Origin of the sequence: Stappia sp., assembly GCF_965276915.1 — a bacterium.
Taxonomy (GTDB): domain Bacteria; phylum Pseudomonadota; class Alphaproteobacteria; order Rhizobiales; family Stappiaceae; genus Stappia.
The window spans coordinates 2,129,189-2,144,453 of sequence record NZ_OZ255709.1 but is presented as its reverse complement, the minus strand read 5'-3'; the positions used below and the strand labels follow the sequence as shown (position 1 = coordinate 2,144,453).

Sequence of the window (15,265 nt, the reverse complement as noted above, 5' to 3'; positions counted from 1 at the left end):
GTCAGAATTGCCAGAAGGCAGAGGACACCTCTACTTGCCACCGAACCCGGCCCCTTCCTCGTCCAGTGACTCGGGTGCCCGGCCGAGCCATGTGCCCGAGATCGCTCGCCAGCTCGCAAGCCGCGCGAAAACCGGAATTTTCGAAAGACTGTCGTCGTCCTCGATGAACGGATTGGGGAAGAACACCGAGAGCATCGGCTCGTCCGCGCCGTTCCACATCTCGAACCCCCAGGTCACGGGTTTTCCGTCACGACCGAACCCGCGGAAGAACTGCGCCCTGGACGGCTTGCGACGCAGGCGCAGATCGTCGGGCGTCGGGAATGCGGCGCTGCCCCGGTTCTCTCCGATGCACAGGTGAAAATGCCCGCCAGTGGCGAACATCACGGTGAGATAGCCGTCCATCAGCCCGATGGAGGTCGGCTTTCCCGGGCACTTCCATTCATAGGCCGCCCCCTCGATCAGCGGCCCGAAACGGATCCCCTCGAAATGGTTCTCGAAAATGTCCCGCAAGATCGGCTCAAGCACGGCCTCCTGCGGCGGCACCGACCAGACCTCGCGTCTCATACGCCCGTCTTCCGTCCGAATGGTCTCGCTCGGTTCCGGGCCACCCCGCCAGTTCGCATCCATTTCCCAATCTCCTTTTATGCCTGGGTTCCGGACAGAAAAGAGGGCTGACGCCCCCTTCCCGTTTTGGTCAGAAGGTTGCCTTGACGCCGGCAAAGGCCGTCAGCCCCTGCGTGTTGAAGCCGAAAACTTCCTGATAATCCTGATCGAGCAGGTTCTCGACCCGGCCATAGACCGTGAAGTTCTCCGAAACCTGGTAGTCGGCGCCGACATTGACGAGGAAGTACTCACTGAGCGTGACGCGGGTCTGCGGAGTTGCGGTGATGAACTCGCTGTCCTTGATCCGGCCGTTGTAGATCGCGTCGAGAAAGAGGTTCCCGCGACCCTCGTCAAAGCCGTAGGTGAGGCTGAGCGACGCGGAATGCTTCGGCCTGCGCACCTCTTCCAGGCCCGAGGGCTCGGTCGCATCGAGATAGGTATAGGTGCCCTTGGCATGCAGCTCCGGCAGCAGTTCCACACTGAGCGACACCTCGACGCCCTGGCGCTTGCTGGTGCCGGCCAGATTGACCGGCGTCGTGCCGACGCCCGGCACGAACGGTGTCTGGATCTCGTCCTCCAGACGTTCCCTGAAATAGGTGACATCGACCCGTGCCCGGTCATCCCAGAACCGCTGCTCGACACCGAAATCCCAGGCAAAGTTCGTTTCCGGACGCAGGTTCGGGTTGCCCGCAAAGCTTGAGGGAATGAAGCCGTACTGCTCGAAGAAGGTCGGATTGGTGACGCCGGTACCGATCGAGGCGTGGAACCTTGTGCCCGTGTCGCGCAGCAGATAGGCGGCGCTGGCGCTGTAGGTCAGCGTGTTTTCAAAGGCCTCGTTCTGGTCGAAGCGCAGCCCGGCGCTCAGGAACAACTGGTCCATGAAGGCGCCGCGATATTCGGCGATGTAGCCGACGAGATCGCGCTGCTTGCCGGGAACCTGCGACGGGCTGAAGGCCGGATAGGGGTTCTTGAAATATTCCCGCTCCCACTCCAGCGCGCCGGTCAGGCTGTGCTCGGCACCGAGAAAGTCCGGCGTTTCCGCCGTCACGGTCGCCTGGTAGCTGGCGTGCAGCCGGCGGTCGTCGTTGCCATTGAAGGAGCTGCTGCTGAAGCCCCGACGCTCCAGGTCGGTGTATTCCGCGCGCACCTTCTGCACGAAGCGGTCATCGAACAGCGACCAGGACAGCCCGACCCCGGAGTAGAACTCCTTCGTCGCATTGTAGCCGGGTGTGTCGATCACCTGTCCCTGGGTCGGCGTCGCGGGAAAGGCGAAATCCTGATCGTCCGTGTCCGACTTGCGGTCGACATATCGGGCGCTCAGGTCAAGGGCGAGATCCTCGGTGATGTCCCAGTTCAGCCGGCCATTGAGGGTCGCGTTGCGGTCTCCGTCCTTTTCCGTGCCGAAGTCGGAAATGTTGAAGCCCTCGTTCTCCCGAAAGGCACCGGAGACCGCGACGTCGAAGGTTTCGCCGCCGCCGCGTATGCCGACATGACCAAGCACGGTCCTGTCAGTGCCGGTCTCTGTACGGGCCGTCACCCGGATATCGTTGCGCAGGCCGCCCTTCGTCGTGATCGCGATGACGCCGGACGTCGCGTTCGAGCCGTAAATCGCGCTCTGGGGACCGCGCAGCACCTCGATCCGCTCGATGTCGGCGACCTGAAGGCCGCCGAAGTCGAACTCGCCGCCCGACGTCGAGGCGACCTCGACCCCGTCGATCAGAACCAGGACGTGATTGGCCTCGGAACCACGGATGCGCACCTGAGTCAGCCCGCCATGCGAGCCGGTTCGCGACACGGCGAGGCCCGGCACCTTGCGCAGTGCATCGGCAACGTAGCGGGTCTGGGTCTTCTCCAGTTCCTCGCCGCTCAGCACCGTGTGGGCCCGCCCCACTGCCTCCGAGGCCATCGGCGTACGCCCTGCGGAAACCACCACCTCGTCGAGATCGATCTCCTCGGCCATAGCCGGCCGGGCCATGGCGGCACCTGCCCCCAGCAGGATGGTCAGGATCCGAACGCTCGCAGATCCGCGCAAAATCACATTCATTCAGACACACCCCCAGCGTGCGCCGGGATGCCCATCGGAACCCCGGTCGCCAGACAACATGGACCTGCAGCGGAGACCAGGCGTGCTATGAACGCACGTTTCCGGCCCGCGAAAGCAGGTATTTTTCGGGTGTCACCTCAACGGAAAGCCGCACCTCGACACACCCCGTATCGAAGGTCGGGTGACTGACAGGGGCAGGTCTCCTGGCTTGCGGGTCAATGCGGGCGCTCACCTTCCCAACCTCGCCTTCGGGCGACGTCAGTGGTTTGCGGAACGCCTACTCTCCGCTCACAGTTGCGGGGGCAGCCACGGTCTCGGCCCCTGATGGGTACGCCTCACCGTGTTCCCTTTTCATCCGAGTCACACTCGGAACCTCTGTCGACGGCAAAGAAAGCGCAGACGGGTCTGGGAGTCGACTGCAGCTTGTGGCGCTGCAATTCCCCCCGACCGGCCCTGGGCAAAGCAGCGGGCGGTCAGCCGTGCCCGCGGCGAACGCATCAGCAAGAGGATGAGCTTCGACCGTACCCGGACCCCGAAGCGGCTGCGCCGCACAGAGTGGCCATGGACAGCGTGTCGACAATGAAGGAAACCGTCCGGCGCACGAAGGCGGCGCGACAAAAAGTACTGGCCGCGTCCGGCATGAAACTGCTGGTTCACAACAAGGGTCGGTCGGCCGAAATCCTCGGTTTCCCGAACGCTTGCGGCCAGAAACAGGGGTTTGGGGAAAAACCGAACGCCAACATGTTGTTTTTGCTGGCGATTGAAAATAGTGGTGCCCAGGGCCGGAATCGAACCAGCGACACGCGGATTTTCAATCCGCTGCTCTACCAACTGAGCTACCTGGGCCCGGGCGGTTCGCGATCATCCGCGACGCCTCGAAGTGCCGGTCTTATAGAGGCTCGTTCCCGGCCTGTCCAGCGACAGCTTGCAAGTTTTGCACAAGCCCTGTCTGAAAGCCGGCGCAGGCTGCCGGCCACCCTGCACCGCCTTGGAAAGGAACGCGTTTCGGTGCGTGGTTGGCCCGCTACTGCTGGCCGACGACAACGCCGGTCGCCGTGTAGGTGCCGGTCGGATTGCTCAGCCCGAAGCTGCCGACCACGCCCTGCGCCGGACCCGCGGGACCGCGCACGAACGCACCGGTCAGCGTGCCGGAAATGTCGCCCTCCACCTCGGCGATGGCACCGCCGAAGTGATTGAGCGAGGTGGCAAGCCCGGCCGGCCCGGCAACGGTCCCGCCGACATCCACGCCGTCGAAACCGGTGATGCTGGCCGAGCCGACCCGCGAGCCGAAATTGTAGGTCATGCTGAAATTGCCGGCGGCGAGATACTGCGCCTGGCCACCCTCGGTGCTGCGCGCGACATTGCCGACCGCGTGTCCCGAATAGGAGGCAGAGCCCGACGACGGCAGTTCGCCGAAGGTGGAAACGTCCCCGGCGGCCCAGGTGCCCAGATGCACGATGTCGTTGCGCTGTGCGCCCGGCCCCGTCGCGGTGGTGTCCTCGCCGGAGAACCGGGTGCCCCAATAACCCCATTCGAGAAAGGCGCAGGTGCAGCGCGCGACGTCGGTGAGCAGGGCGTTGTCGGCGCCGCCGATCAGCGTCGAGGGCACCATGAAGCTGCGCGGATTGCTGTCCGGCACCAGCACCTCCTCAGCATCGGTGATGGCGAAGGTTTCGCCGAAATTGTGGGTCAGGGCATAAGTCCCGTCATCGATCAGCGCCGACTGGCCGCTGGGGCCAGTGGTGAACAGGCTGTCGCCGAACCCGAGCACAAGGCCGGCGAGATGCGGATCCCGTCCCAGCACGTCGGCAACCGACATGCCGGCACCGATCGAATTCGAGGTCGCGTCGAAGACCATGACGAGCGCGTCCGGCGTCACCGACCAGAACGGCGTCGCGGTCCCGCCAAAGGACCCGGCCTCCACCATCCCCGAGGCAAAGCCGTTGAGGACACGGGAGGTGCGCGAATATTCGGGGATCGGCGTCACCGATTGGAGTTGCGCCACATGCAGATAGCCCGCCACCTGCCCGTTCGGGCTGTCATAGGGCGAGGGAGGAACGGCCGAGACGTCATGCCCGACATCCAGTGTCTCAAGCCCGTAGCCCAGAACGAAGGTCTCGGCGTCCGGACCGAAGACATGACTGCCGTCGGCAGCGGCGACCGAACTGACGGGGCCGCCGAAGGAGACCGACGGGTCGTCCGCCGATGCCCGGTAGCCGCCACGGCGCGGACCACCGACGACAAAGCCGCTGGTCTCGTCCTCGTGGATCCGTCCGACCGACAGCGAGATGGCCGAGGACTGGGACAGGCCGCTGCCCTCGATGTTCATCGAGGCAACAAGGAAGCGCGGGTCATCGGCGATCAGATCGTCGCCGGCAACGAGAAGGAGATCGCTGGTGCGCACATTGGCCAGAAAGGCCGACCCGAGCGCATCCGCCGCAAGCGGATTGAGGAAATAGAGATCGTGACCGGCGCCAAGCCGAGCGGTCTGGACCGGATCGGCGGAAAGCCTGTAGCGACGTACCTGCGCGCCATTGTCGGCCCGCACCGTGGCCGGGTCGGTACGGGTGCCCCAGAAGCCGAAAACCGGCTGGCCGGTCGCCAGAACCGGTGTCGACCCGCCCTCGAACGCACTCAGAAGCGAGGCCGAAATCTCCTCGAAATAGGTGAAGGCGACGAAATGGTCGCCGCTCCTGTGAACGGTCCCCACCACGACGCGGTCGCCGCTCGTCACCACCCGGAAAGCCGCCTCGTCGCCGCTTGGCAAGGGTATGGCGAGCGTCTCGCCGTCGATCGTTCCGGTGATCTGCGTCCCGTCCTCCCCGACGGTGAAGACAACCTCGCGGTCCGCGGCGGTGCTGCCGCCGAGCAGGCCCTGGGCACCGGGATCGGTCACGGAGAACGTCTCGGAGGCGGGACTGTAGGATGCGCCGGCCGAGAGCACGCGAACGCGCACGGTCGACCCGTCGACCGGCGTGTCGGTCCGCCGCACGATGTCGCTGTTGGCGCCCCGGTTGATCACATTGGTGACATGCCCGCTTTCGTTGATGTTGGTCGAGCGCACCACCTGCGGCTTCGGCCGCGGCGCGACATTGGTCGTCGGTCGGCCGGAATTCCCCCTGCCCACCGGAGAGCGGGCGACCGTCCGGTCGGTCGGCGGGGTCGGGGCTCCGCCCGACTGCCCCGGCGAACCGGACAGCCCGCGTTGCACGCCGCCGATGTCGGCCTGCGTGGTGCGGCGGACGACAGGACGCTCCAGGCTGCCTGACAACGCCGCGGCAACCGAGAGCGTATAGCCGCGCTCGTAGATGCGGCTCTGCTCGCCATTCTTGCCGATGAAACTCAGTTCGTCACCGAAGAGCAGCGAGAACCGGCTTTCCTCTCCCCGCACGTTGAGATTGGCGATGCCGCCGCGTATGCCGATCGTGCCGACGGGTGTCTTGACGGTGACGCCGCCGGCGGTCTTGCTGAGCTTGCCGCCGACAAAGCGGGCGACGCCCTTGCCGAACGAGGCAACGAGGCGGCCGGTGCCCGTGTCCGGATCGTAGACGAATTCATCGATCACCAGATCGGAATTGGCGCCCACCGTAAAGGTCGAGCCGTCGACCAGAAGGATCTGCACGAGCCCGTCGCCGCGTGTCTCGATGCGCTCGCGAAAAATCAGGTTGTCGCCGAGGATAACCGTGCGCGCCGATGCACCCGGCGGGGTGCGCGAAGCGTCCTGGTTGACCGCGGCGGCAACGCCCACCCGTTCGCTGGCGCCGGAAGCGGACAGGACGAGCAGCAATGCCATGCCGGCGATGCCGGCAACGCCGAGTTGCTTGTGCATGTCAGGCTCCTCGCTCCGACAGCCGATAACAGATCTTAAAACGCCTTGACGACGCTCAGCGTCACGGACGCGTTGGAATAGTCACGCGTCTGGTAATTGGATTGCATTCGCCGGAACTCGGCCGACAGGGCAAGCGCGAAATCCGCGCGCAACGGCACCGTCAGTCCGCTTCGGAGCCAGAACTCGTTGTCCCGCTGGCTTTCGGTGAAGCTGACGGCCGGATCCGGCCGGTCGTACTGCCGGCGAATATAGCCCGCATCCCAGTCCAGCGACCAGGGTGCCTCGATCCTCTCGATCGGCGAGGCAAAACGATAGGTGGCGCCGATACCGGCTCCTAGCTCCCAACTCTGCTCGAAGCGGGCTGCCGCGTTCTCGTAGTCACCGAGCACGGTGAGGCGCGCCGACCAGTTGTTCGTCAACTGATAGCTGTGGGCCGCCTCCGCCAGGATCTGATATCCGTTGCGGTTGCTCACTGTCGGATAGACGGCGCTGTCGCGGAACCAGCGGTAGCGGTATTCGAGCTTTGCGGTCAGCGCGGAGCGCAGGCTCGGCTGGACGGCGACGCGAGCGCCAAGGCCGGTGGCGCCGGAATAGTTCGTGTCGTCAAGGCGCACGCCGGAGAGAATGCCGTAGACGCCGAACCGGGCATTGTCGATGTCGAACCGCGCAAGGTTGAAGGAGGGACCGAAGGTCAGCTCCGCCAGTTCGCTGTTCAGCCGGGTACTGTCGAAATAGCGGCCGCCATAGAAAAGCAGGTCCGCCTCCAGCAGGTCGCCCTGGGTGCCAAGGTCGTAGGCAGCATGGATGTTGCCGGCGATGAACACGTTCCAGTCGGCACGGCCGACAGCCGTGTCATCCAGCAGGAAATTCACGCCGTTGAGCGTCACCTGCCGTCCACCGGGGCCGGCATTGGCATTGGACTGCCAGCGCAGGCCCGAAACCACCGTGGCCGAGAACTTCGTCGGCTCCTCGGCATTGTCGATCGCCGCCAGGAAGGTCTGCACCCGCTGTTCGACTTCGGCGGGAACGTCGGGCGCCTGCAGGGCCGCCTCGAAATAGGAGCGCGCCGCGTCGAAGGAACCCAGCCGGTAATAGAGAACGCCGAGTTCGAGCTGGATACGCGGCAGGCCCGGCGCGTAGATGAGCATGCGTTCGAAGGTTCCGATCGCCGCCTCGTAGTCGCCGATGCGGGCGGAGACGGTCGCGTACTCGAAGGCAATGTCGAGATTGGCCGGATCGCGCAGCATGGCCGCCAACAGCTCGGTCTGGCGGGCTTTCAGCTGATCGTCCGACACCAGTGCCGCGGAAGAGGCTCCGTTCGCGGAAAACTCCGTCGATGTCTGAGCGGGCGCCTGGGCAAGCGCATGACCAGCGAAAACGGCAACCGCCAACGCCGCACCAGCGATACGCATCACACCACGCCGGGCAATCTGGGCCAAGCTCACGAGCCCCTCCGAGCCGAATTCATGTACAAGAACGCGGCGAGCTTACGTTAGGCGAGTTGCGGGAGTCCCGATCCTTGGTCAAACCTGCAGGGATTTCCACGGGGATGTTGCATTCATGGCACAAAAGGCGCGCGGCCAGGCCGGCCGCGCGCGCCACGTGACCAAAATCCGGTCAACATCGCAAGGACGGAGTGTGCAGCGCGCCCTTACTTGACCTCGCGCGATCGACCTTCCGTGAACGGCGTGTAGCCATCCTGAAGCGCGCCGATATAGTCGGCGACGACCACTTCGAGCCCGGGTCCGAAGTCATAGGCGTTCATTCCGGCCTCGGCGAACACCTTGTAGCCGTCACCGCCGCGGCGCATGTAGTCGTTGGTGACGACGCCATAGGTCTTGTCCGGGTCGATCGGCTCCCAGCCGTTCTCGCCATTGACCTCGACCTGGATGATACGGCCGTCACCGGGTTTGCGGGCGCGGGTCCAGGAATAGCGGATCCCGGCGACCTGCGGGAACCGTCCGGCCCCCTCCTCGACCTGGGAGACCCCGTTCTCCAGAGCGGCGATCACGTCCTTGCCCTTGAGCTGGAACGTCGCCAGTGCGTTCTGGAACGGCAGCACGGTCAGAACCTCGCCCATGGTGATCTCTCCACCCTCGATCGAGGCGCGAAGCCCGCCGCCGTTCTGGATCGCGATCTGAACGCCTTGCGCCCTGGTGCGATCCAGCATGGCGTCGGCGACGAGATTGCCCATCGGGCATTCCCCGGCACGGCAGGTGTCGCGCGAGCCGTCGATCACCCCGGTGGCACTGCCGATCACCCTGGCCCGGACCTCGTCGAGCGGCGCGGCAAGTTCCGAGAGCCGCGCGGCCACCGCCTTGTCGGCCGGAACGGAGGCATCGAGAAGGATCGGGTTGCCGCTGGCGGACGTCACGTTGCCGGCATCGTCGAAGACGACCTCGATCTCGCCGAGGAACTTGCCATAGGCATAGGCCTGGACGATGGGAACCTGTTTTCCGGACGGGTTCTGGACCAGCACCGGATAAGGCCCGGCCGCTCCCTCGAACGTGTTCGACAGGAGGGTGTGCGAATGGCCGCCGACGATGATGTCGATCCCCGGCACGCGGGACGCAATCTCCATGTCCCGCGGCAGCCCCATATGGGTGATCGCGACGATCTTGGTGATGCCGGCGGCTTCCAGCCCCTCGACGGCGCCCTTGAGGTAATCCTCGGCCCGCGAAAACAGGACATTCGGCCCCGGCGACGAGGTTTCCACGGTATCCTCGGCCAGGGCGGACACGATGCCGATCCTCTCGCCGCCGACCTCCAGCACCAGCGTACCGGGCACCTTGCCCTTCAGGGTCGGTTCGTTCTCCACGTTGATGTTGCCGGACAGAACCGGCGCGTCGACCTTGTCGATGAAGTCGGACAGCCCCTTGGGCCCGTCGTCGAATTCGTGATTGCCGACGGCCATCGCGTCGAAGCCGATCATGTTCATGAACTCGGCCGCGGCGGCTCCCTTGTAGGTCGTGTAGAAGAGCGAGCCCTGAAACTGGTCGCCGGCATCCAGCGTCAGCACGTTGCGGCCGGCGGCGGACAGCGCGGCGCGCCGGTCGTCGATCTTCGCCTTGATACGCGCAACGCCACCGAAGCACTTGCCTTCGGTTTCATCCTTGGCGCTGCAGGTTGAATCGTACTTGTTGATGGCCTCGAGGCGGGAGTGCAGATCGTTGATATGCAGGATCGTCAGAGCATAGTCGGCCCGCGCCGTCGCCACTCCCAGAACCGCGGTTCCGCCAAACCCGCAAGTCAGCGCCAAGGCGCAGGCACCCAACATTCCCAGCCGCATGTCCGTCGTCTCCCAGATCATCCTTGTCCGACCCCGCCGGGACCGTCCAGGCTACGCAAACGAGCGGACACCGGAGCCGTCGAGCCCAGCCTGCCGGCGCCAGATTGCGCGCCATGTCGGCAGGCGCAGGATATCGCCCTTGCCTGTCGAGACTGCCAGCTTGCCGGAGGGATATCAACAACTCACGGGAGGTCGGCGGTCCTGCCTGCCCGACATTCACAGGCACGAGTGCGCCTGTTGCCGGACCGCCGCGGGAACCGTGGCCCGGTTCAGCAGTAGTAGCCGCAATACTGCTTGGTTTCCTGAAGGATCACGGAATTCGCGTGATTGAGATCGAGCAGGCCGCGCGGCACGCCGCGCTGCCCCAGAACGGGCGCCGGGAATTGCGGCAGAGGCGCCGAGTCCAGTGCGGAGTTGACCTGCGAGAACTTCTTCAACCGGCCGTTTCCGGCGCGATTGCCGGAGGGCCCGTTGCCGGACAAGAGAGAGTTGACCAGCGCCAGGATCGACTTGGGCGTCCGCTGCGACGTGCCCCCGGCGCCCGAGGGCACGATCGAGAAGCCCGGCCGGTAGACCCGGGTCACCTTGCCATTGCGTCCGGTGAAGGTGAGATCCTTGCCGAAAAGGAAGGAGAAGATCGTCTGGCCGTCGCGGTCGACAAGATTGGCCATGCCGCCACGAACGCCGATCGTCCCCTGGCGGGTATTGATGGTGACGCCGCCGCGGTTCTTGGAGATCTTGCCGCCAACATACCGCGCCACGCCGCGCCCGAAGGTCGCCACGAGCTTGCCCTGCCCCTCGGCCGGCCGGTAGACGAACTCGTCGATCACCAGGGTTGAATTCGGACCGACCACGAAGTTCGACCCGTCGGCGAGAAGCACCTGGACGAGACCCGAGGGACCGGTCGCGATCCGCTCACGGCTGAACATCTCCTTGCCGATCCGCACGGTCTTCATCGCGCCGCCGCCAACCTGGCTTGTGGCGCTCTGGTTCACGGCGCTGGCGACCCCGACACGGTCCGCCGCCGCGACACGACCGGCCTGCGCGGAAACAAGCGATCCCGCGACGAGCGCGGTGGCGAGGAGACGGGCGGAGAAGGTCATTTCAAGGCTCCTGTCGGGCGGTGTGCCGGAACGAGCGGGCTGCCAGATCCTGAAAGTCAGCTTATCCGCGGCCCCGGCCCCTGTCGGTGATGACGGTCACACAATGGCGGTCTTGCCCTTGCGTCATCCGTCTGTGTCTCCACGCGCGTCGATCTCGGCGAGCTCCGCCAGATCTTCCGGCTCGAGTTCCACAACGGGAACGCTGTAGCCGCCCGAGAGCCAGCGATTGAGATCGACGTCGGCGCAACGCGCCGAGCAGAACGGCTTGAACCGTTCGATCGAAAGCTTGCTGCAGACCGGGCACGGCCGGGCGCGAAAATCCTTTCGCGAGGACTTGCCTGACGGACCTTCCACTGGGGGCATCTGCAATTCCTGATTGTCGACAACGAGGCCGCCGGACGGCAGCCAACCTGTTCTCAGCTATACTTTAGCGTGATGCCGCCGTCGACCACCAGCGAATGGCCCGTGATATAGCGCGCATCGTCGCTTGCCAGAAACAGCGCCGCGTTCGCCACGTCCCATGCATCTCCCATGTGGCCCATCGGCACCTGGCCGTCACGCTTGCGCCACATCGCCTCGACGTCTCCGTCGCCATAGACGCTGGCAAGACCGGCGGCATGTTCGACCATCGGGGTCTTCATCAGGCCGGGCAGCACCGCGTTGACCCGGATGCCGCGCGCGGCATACTCGACGGCCGTGGTGGCGGTGAGGTGATTGACCGCCGCCTTGGAGGAATAATAGGTCGAATAGGCAACGCCGGTATAGCGAAGCGAGGCAATCGACGAGATGTTGACAATCGCACCGCCGCCACCGCGCTCCATCACCGGGATGGCGTGCTTCATGGCGAGAAAAACGCTCTTCAGGTTGACCGCATGGACCCGGTCCCACTCGGCCTCGTCGAGTTCGACGACACCGCCGACCTCGGCAATGCCGACATTGTTGTCGAGCACCTGCAGCCCACCGAAGCGGTCGACGGCAAGCTGAACGGCGGCCGCGACCTCCGCGCTCTTGGTGGCATCGCAGGCGATGGCGACGGCCTCGCCGCCCTCGCTCTCGATCAGGGCGCGCGTTTCCTCGGCCGCCGCCGCGCTGATATCGGCGCAAACCAGCCGGGCCCCTTCACGGGCAAAGAGCACGGCCGTCGCCTTGCCGTTGCCCCAGCCGGGTCCGACGGACCCCGCCCCGATGACGAGCGCCACCTTGCCTGCCAAACGTCCGCTCATTCCGTTCCCCCCACTTGCGAACCGCCCCGCCCCGCCACGCGGCGCGCATCCCTGGAGCGCAATTCCGTCTTCAGGATCTTGCCGTAGTTGTTCTTGGGCAGCGCCTCGATCCGGATGTAGTCCTTGGGTCGCTTGAACCGGGCGATCCGGTCGAGACACAACGCATCGAGCTCGCGCGGTTCGGCATCGCCCGCGTAATAGGCGACGACGCTTTCGCCCCACTCCGCGTCAGGGCGCCCGATCACCGACACCTCGCGTACGCCCGGATGGGTCAGAAGCACCTCCTCCACCTCGCGCGGATAGATGTTCGTGCCGCCGGAAATGATGACATCCTTGGAACGGTCCTTCAGCGTCAGGTAGCCGTCTGCGTCGAACATGCCGACATCGCCGGTGTGCAGCCAGCCGCCGGCGAGCGCTTCCCCGGTGGCCTCGGGATTGTTCCAGTAGCCGAGCATGACCGTGTCGCCGCGCACCAGGATCTCGCCGCTCTCGCCATGCGACCCGTTGGCTCCGTCGATGCGCACCTCGACGGCCGAGTTGGCAATGCCGGCGGAGCCCAGCCGCTGCTCCCAGTGCGGATGACCGCGATCGGCAATGTCGGCCTTCGACAGAACCGTCGTGGTCATCGGCGTCTCGCCCTGTCCGTAGATCTGGGCAAACCGCGGGCCGAAACGGTCAATCGCCCGGATCGCGTCCACCACATGCATCGGCGCGCCGCCCCAGATGAGCGTGCGGATGTTGTCCGCTTCGGCCTCCATCTGGCATTCGGTCAGCCGCTTGATCATGGTCGGCGCGGCAAACATCGACAGGCGCGGCGTGCGGGCAACGATGCCCAACACCTCCTCGGGCTCGAACCCGCCCGACGCGGCGACGGCATTGACGCCAAAGCGCATCACATGCGCCATCGCGTAGAGGCCGGAGCCATGGCTCATCGGTGCCGCGTGAAGCAGCGTGTCGCCGGGTTCGGTCGGATCGACATCCGTCAGGTAGGCATAGCTCATCGTCGCCAGATTGCGGTGACTGAGCATCGCCCCCTTGGGCCGGCCGGTGGTCCCCGATGTATAGAAGAGCCAGGCAAGCCCGTCCGGCGCCACATCGGCCAGAGGCAGGGGATGGCCGGCGACAAGCGTCCAGAAGGCGGGACTGCCGAGCACAACGACGTCGCGCAGTGCCTCCGGGGCATGCGCGGCGACCTCCGTCTCCATGCCTTCGCTTGCGAAAACCAGACGCGCACCGCTGTTCTCGAGGATCCAGCCGATCTCGGCGCCGTGCAGCTTGGCATTGACCGGTACGGCGGCAAGACCCGCCCACCAGATCGCGTAAAGCGCCTCAAGATAATGGGGACCGTTCTTGGCGACAATCGCGACGCGATCGCCAGCCTCAAGGCCGTAGCGGCCACGCAGGGCGCCGGCGAGCCGGGCCGAACGGCCGGCAAAATCGCGATAGGTGGCGACGGGCTCGAAGCCCCTCGCCAGGGCCGTCTGCTCGGGCCGGGACCGGCCGGCCCGCGCCAGCCAGGCAGCGAGATTCATGTGTCCTCCACGCATCTTGTCGTTCTTGCCAGGTCACGCGGACGCATGCCCCTGCGCATTTATCGCAGGGAAGAGACGGCAAGGCCAAGCCGAAAACAACGAAAAGGGAGGGTGTCAGGGACGGATCCGAGCCGGGTCCTGCCATCCGTCGAGAACCGGATACTTGAGACCCGACAACATGTTGACGGTCTCGTGCAGCGGCAGGCCGACGACGTTGGAATAGGATCCGACGAGCTTTGCCACGAAGGAACCCGCAAGCCCCTGGATGGCATATCCGCCTGCCTTGCCGCGCCATTCACCGCTTGCCAGATAGGCGGCGATCTCTGCACGGGACAGCTTCTTGAAGCGGACGCGGGTCTCGACAAGGCGCTGCCTGACGACATCCTTCGGCGCACTCACGCAAAGCGCGGTATAGACGCGGTGGCCACGCCCCGAAAGAAGCTGCAGGCAGGCCTCTGCCTGCTCACGCGTCTCCGCCTTGGGAAGGACGCGGCGCCCGACCGCGACGACCGTGTCGGCGGCCAGCACGAGCCCGTCGATATTGGCTTCCACGCGGTCGGCCGCCCGCCGGGCAACCTCCGCCTTGGTGCGGGCCAGCCGCTGGGCAAGCGCCCGCGGCGTCTCGCCCTTGCGCGGGCTCTCGTCGATATCCGCCGGCAACAGGCTGTCGGGGTCGATACCGACCTGCTGCAACAGGGCCAGGCGGCGCGGCGAGCCGGAGGCGAGCACGAGTGTCGGGCGGCCGGTATCCTGCCGGCCCCTCGATGTGTCGTTCTGGTCGGGTGCGGAGGCGATCATCGGACCGCGTTCTTTCTGCCGGACGGCTGGCGGTGGCGAGGAGTCACGCCGGCCTTACTTGAAGCGGTAGGTGATGCGACCCTTGGTCAGGTCGTAGGGCGTCATCTCGACGAGCACGCGGTCACCCGCAAGCACGCGAATGCGGTTCTTGCGCATGCGGCCAGCAGTGTGGGCAATGATTTCATGTTCGTTTTCGAGCTTGACGCGAAACGTCGCGTTGGGGAGCAGTTCCGTAACCACCCCCGGAAATTCGAGGACTTCTTCCTTGGCCATATGGATTCCTGATTAGCGAGCCAGATGTGGCGGGAACCTAGCGGATCGCATCGAGAAAGGGAACAGGCTGGATTCGCGGAATTTAGCCGGTCGCCGGAGCTGTCCGGACGCGGGTCAGCCCCCGGGCGTCGACGTCCAGCCGAAGCGCTTCTTGATCCGTGTCATCAGCATGTCGCGGACACTGCGGTAGCTGTCGAGAATCTGGTCGCGCGAGCCCGTCGCCAGCGTCGGGTCGGGCGTCGGCCAGTACTCGACTTCGACCGCATCCGTACGTGTCATTTCCAGCGCCTTGTGATGCGCTTCGGGCGCCAGCGTGATGACCAGGTCGAAGCCCGATTCATCGAGATCCTCGAAGGTTTTCGGGCGATGCGCCGACAGGTCGCACCCGATCTCCTCCATCACCGCGTCGACGAAAGGATCGGGCTCGCCCTCCCGCACGCCACAGGATTTCACATAGACACGTCCGGGAAACAGCTTGGCGAGGATGGCGGCCGCCATCGGCGAGCGCACCGCGTTCATGCCGCAGGTGAAAAGCACCGCACCGGGCGTCGTTCCCGGCCGCGTCACGCCG

The 15,265-nt window shown here is 65.4% G+C and carries 12 protein-coding genes, 1 tRNA gene and 1 riboswitch; all 13 genes read right to left on the bottom strand.

What is annotated here, in order from left to right; genetic code table 11:
* Positions 1 to 30: 30 nt before the first annotated feature.
* On the bottom strand, positions 31 to 627 hold the full coding sequence (locus ACQY46_RS10005) for a DUF7676 family protein (protein WP_428700087.1): 597 nt from the start codon (positions 625 to 627) through the stop codon (positions 31 to 33).
* 67 nt (positions 628 to 694) lie between these two features.
* The gene (locus tag ACQY46_RS10000; protein WP_428700086.1) at positions 695 to 2,647 is read right to left on the bottom strand and encodes a TonB-dependent receptor plug domain-containing protein; all 1,953 of its coding nucleotides are present in this window, start codon (positions 2,645 to 2,647) and stop codon (positions 695 to 697) included.
* A 176-nt stretch (positions 2,648 to 2,823) separates the two neighbouring features.
* A riboswitch (cobalamin riboswitch) is annotated at positions 2,824 to 3,039 on the bottom strand.
* Positions 3,040 to 3,417: 378 nt separating this feature from the next.
* Positions 3,418 to 3,493: transfer RNA gene (locus tag ACQY46_RS09995), tRNA-Phe, on the bottom strand.
* A 178-nt stretch (positions 3,494 to 3,671) separates the two neighbouring features.
* A complete protein-coding gene (locus ACQY46_RS09990) occupies positions 3,672 to 6,476 on the bottom strand; it encodes a FecR domain-containing protein (RefSeq protein WP_428700085.1) in 2,805 nt (934 codons plus the stop codon).
* 35 nt (positions 6,477 to 6,511) lie between these two features.
* A complete protein-coding gene (locus ACQY46_RS09985; protein ID WP_428700084.1) occupies positions 6,512 to 7,921 on the bottom strand; it encodes a tetratricopeptide repeat protein in 1,410 nt (469 codons plus the stop codon).
* Positions 7,922 to 8,127: 206 nt separating this feature from the next.
* Entirely contained in the window at positions 8,128 to 9,765 is a 1,638-nt protein-coding gene (locus tag ACQY46_RS09980; RefSeq protein WP_428700083.1) for a bifunctional metallophosphatase/5'-nucleotidase, read from the bottom strand.
* Between the two features lie 269 nt (positions 9,766 to 10,034).
* Entirely contained in the window at positions 10,035 to 10,868 is an 834-nt protein-coding gene (locus tag ACQY46_RS09975) for a FecR family protein (protein WP_428700082.1), read from the bottom strand.
* Between the two features lie 123 nt (positions 10,869 to 10,991).
* On the bottom strand, positions 10,992 to 11,231 hold the full coding sequence (locus ACQY46_RS09970) for a DNA gyrase inhibitor YacG (protein WP_428700081.1): 240 nt from the start codon (positions 11,229 to 11,231) through the stop codon (positions 10,992 to 10,994).
* Positions 11,232 to 11,284: 53 nt separating this feature from the next.
* Positions 11,285 to 12,091: an SDR family NAD(P)-dependent oxidoreductase gene (locus ACQY46_RS09965; protein WP_428700080.1), complete on the bottom strand. Its 807-nt coding sequence runs from the start codon at positions 12,089 to 12,091 to the stop codon at positions 11,285 to 11,287.
* Entirely contained in the window at positions 12,088 to 13,623 is a 1,536-nt protein-coding gene (locus tag ACQY46_RS09960) for an AMP-binding protein (protein WP_428700079.1), read from the bottom strand. The genes ACQY46_RS09965 and ACQY46_RS09960 overlap by 4 nt, the downstream gene beginning before the upstream one ends.
* Before the next feature lie 114 nt (positions 13,624 to 13,737).
* On the bottom strand, positions 13,738 to 14,421 hold the full coding sequence (locus ACQY46_RS09955; protein ID WP_306030559.1) for a Maf-like protein: 684 nt from the start codon (positions 14,419 to 14,421) through the stop codon (positions 13,738 to 13,740).
* Positions 14,422 to 14,475: 54 nt separating this feature from the next.
* Positions 14,476 to 14,694, bottom strand: coding sequence for a translation initiation factor IF-1 (infA, locus tag ACQY46_RS09950; RefSeq protein ID WP_224807306.1), 219 nt, complete (start codon positions 14,692 to 14,694; stop codon positions 14,476 to 14,478).
* Between the two features lie 114 nt (positions 14,695 to 14,808).
* Positions 14,809 to 15,213, bottom strand: coding sequence for a low molecular weight phosphatase family protein (locus ACQY46_RS09945; protein WP_428700464.1), 405 nt, complete (start codon positions 15,211 to 15,213; stop codon positions 14,809 to 14,811).
* Between the last annotated feature and the right edge of the window lie 52 nt (positions 15,214 to 15,265).

Coding starts and splice junctions, on each gene's coding strand:
- infA (WP_224807306.1), bottom strand. CDS start 14,694: ATGGCCAAGGAAGAAGTCCTCGAATTTCCGGGGGTGGTTACGGAACTG.
- ACQY46_RS09945 (WP_428700464.1), bottom strand. CDS start 15,213: ATGAACGCGGTGCGCTCGCCGATGGCGGCCGCCATCCTCGCCAAGCTG.
- ACQY46_RS09975 (WP_428700082.1), bottom strand. CDS start 10,868: ATGACCTTCTCCGCCCGTCTCCTCGCCACCGCGCTCGTCGCGGGATCG.
- ACQY46_RS09980 (WP_428700083.1), bottom strand. CDS start 9,765: ATGCGGCTGGGAATGTTGGGTGCCTGCGCCTTGGCGCTGACTTGCGGG.
- ACQY46_RS09960 (WP_428700079.1), bottom strand. CDS start 13,623: ATGAATCTCGCTGCCTGGCTGGCGCGGGCCGGCCGGTCCCGGCCCGAG.
- ACQY46_RS10000 (WP_428700086.1), bottom strand. CDS start 2,647: ATGAATGTGATTTTGCGCGGATCTGCGAGCGTTCGGATCCTGACCATC.
- ACQY46_RS09970 (WP_428700081.1), bottom strand. CDS start 11,231: ATGCCCCCAGTGGAAGGTCCGTCAGGCAAGTCCTCGCGAAAGGATTTT.
- ACQY46_RS09965 (WP_428700080.1), bottom strand. CDS start 12,091: ATGAGCGGACGTTTGGCAGGCAAGGTGGCGCTCGTCATCGGGGCGGGG.
- ACQY46_RS09990 (WP_428700085.1), bottom strand. CDS start 6,476: ATGCACAAGCAACTCGGCGTTGCCGGCATCGCCGGCATGGCATTGCTG.
- ACQY46_RS10005 (WP_428700087.1), bottom strand. CDS start 627: ATGGATGCGAACTGGCGGGGTGGCCCGGAACCGAGCGAGACCATTCGG.
- ACQY46_RS09955 (WP_306030559.1), bottom strand. CDS start 14,421: ATGATCGCCTCCGCACCCGACCAGAACGACACATCGAGGGGCCGGCAG.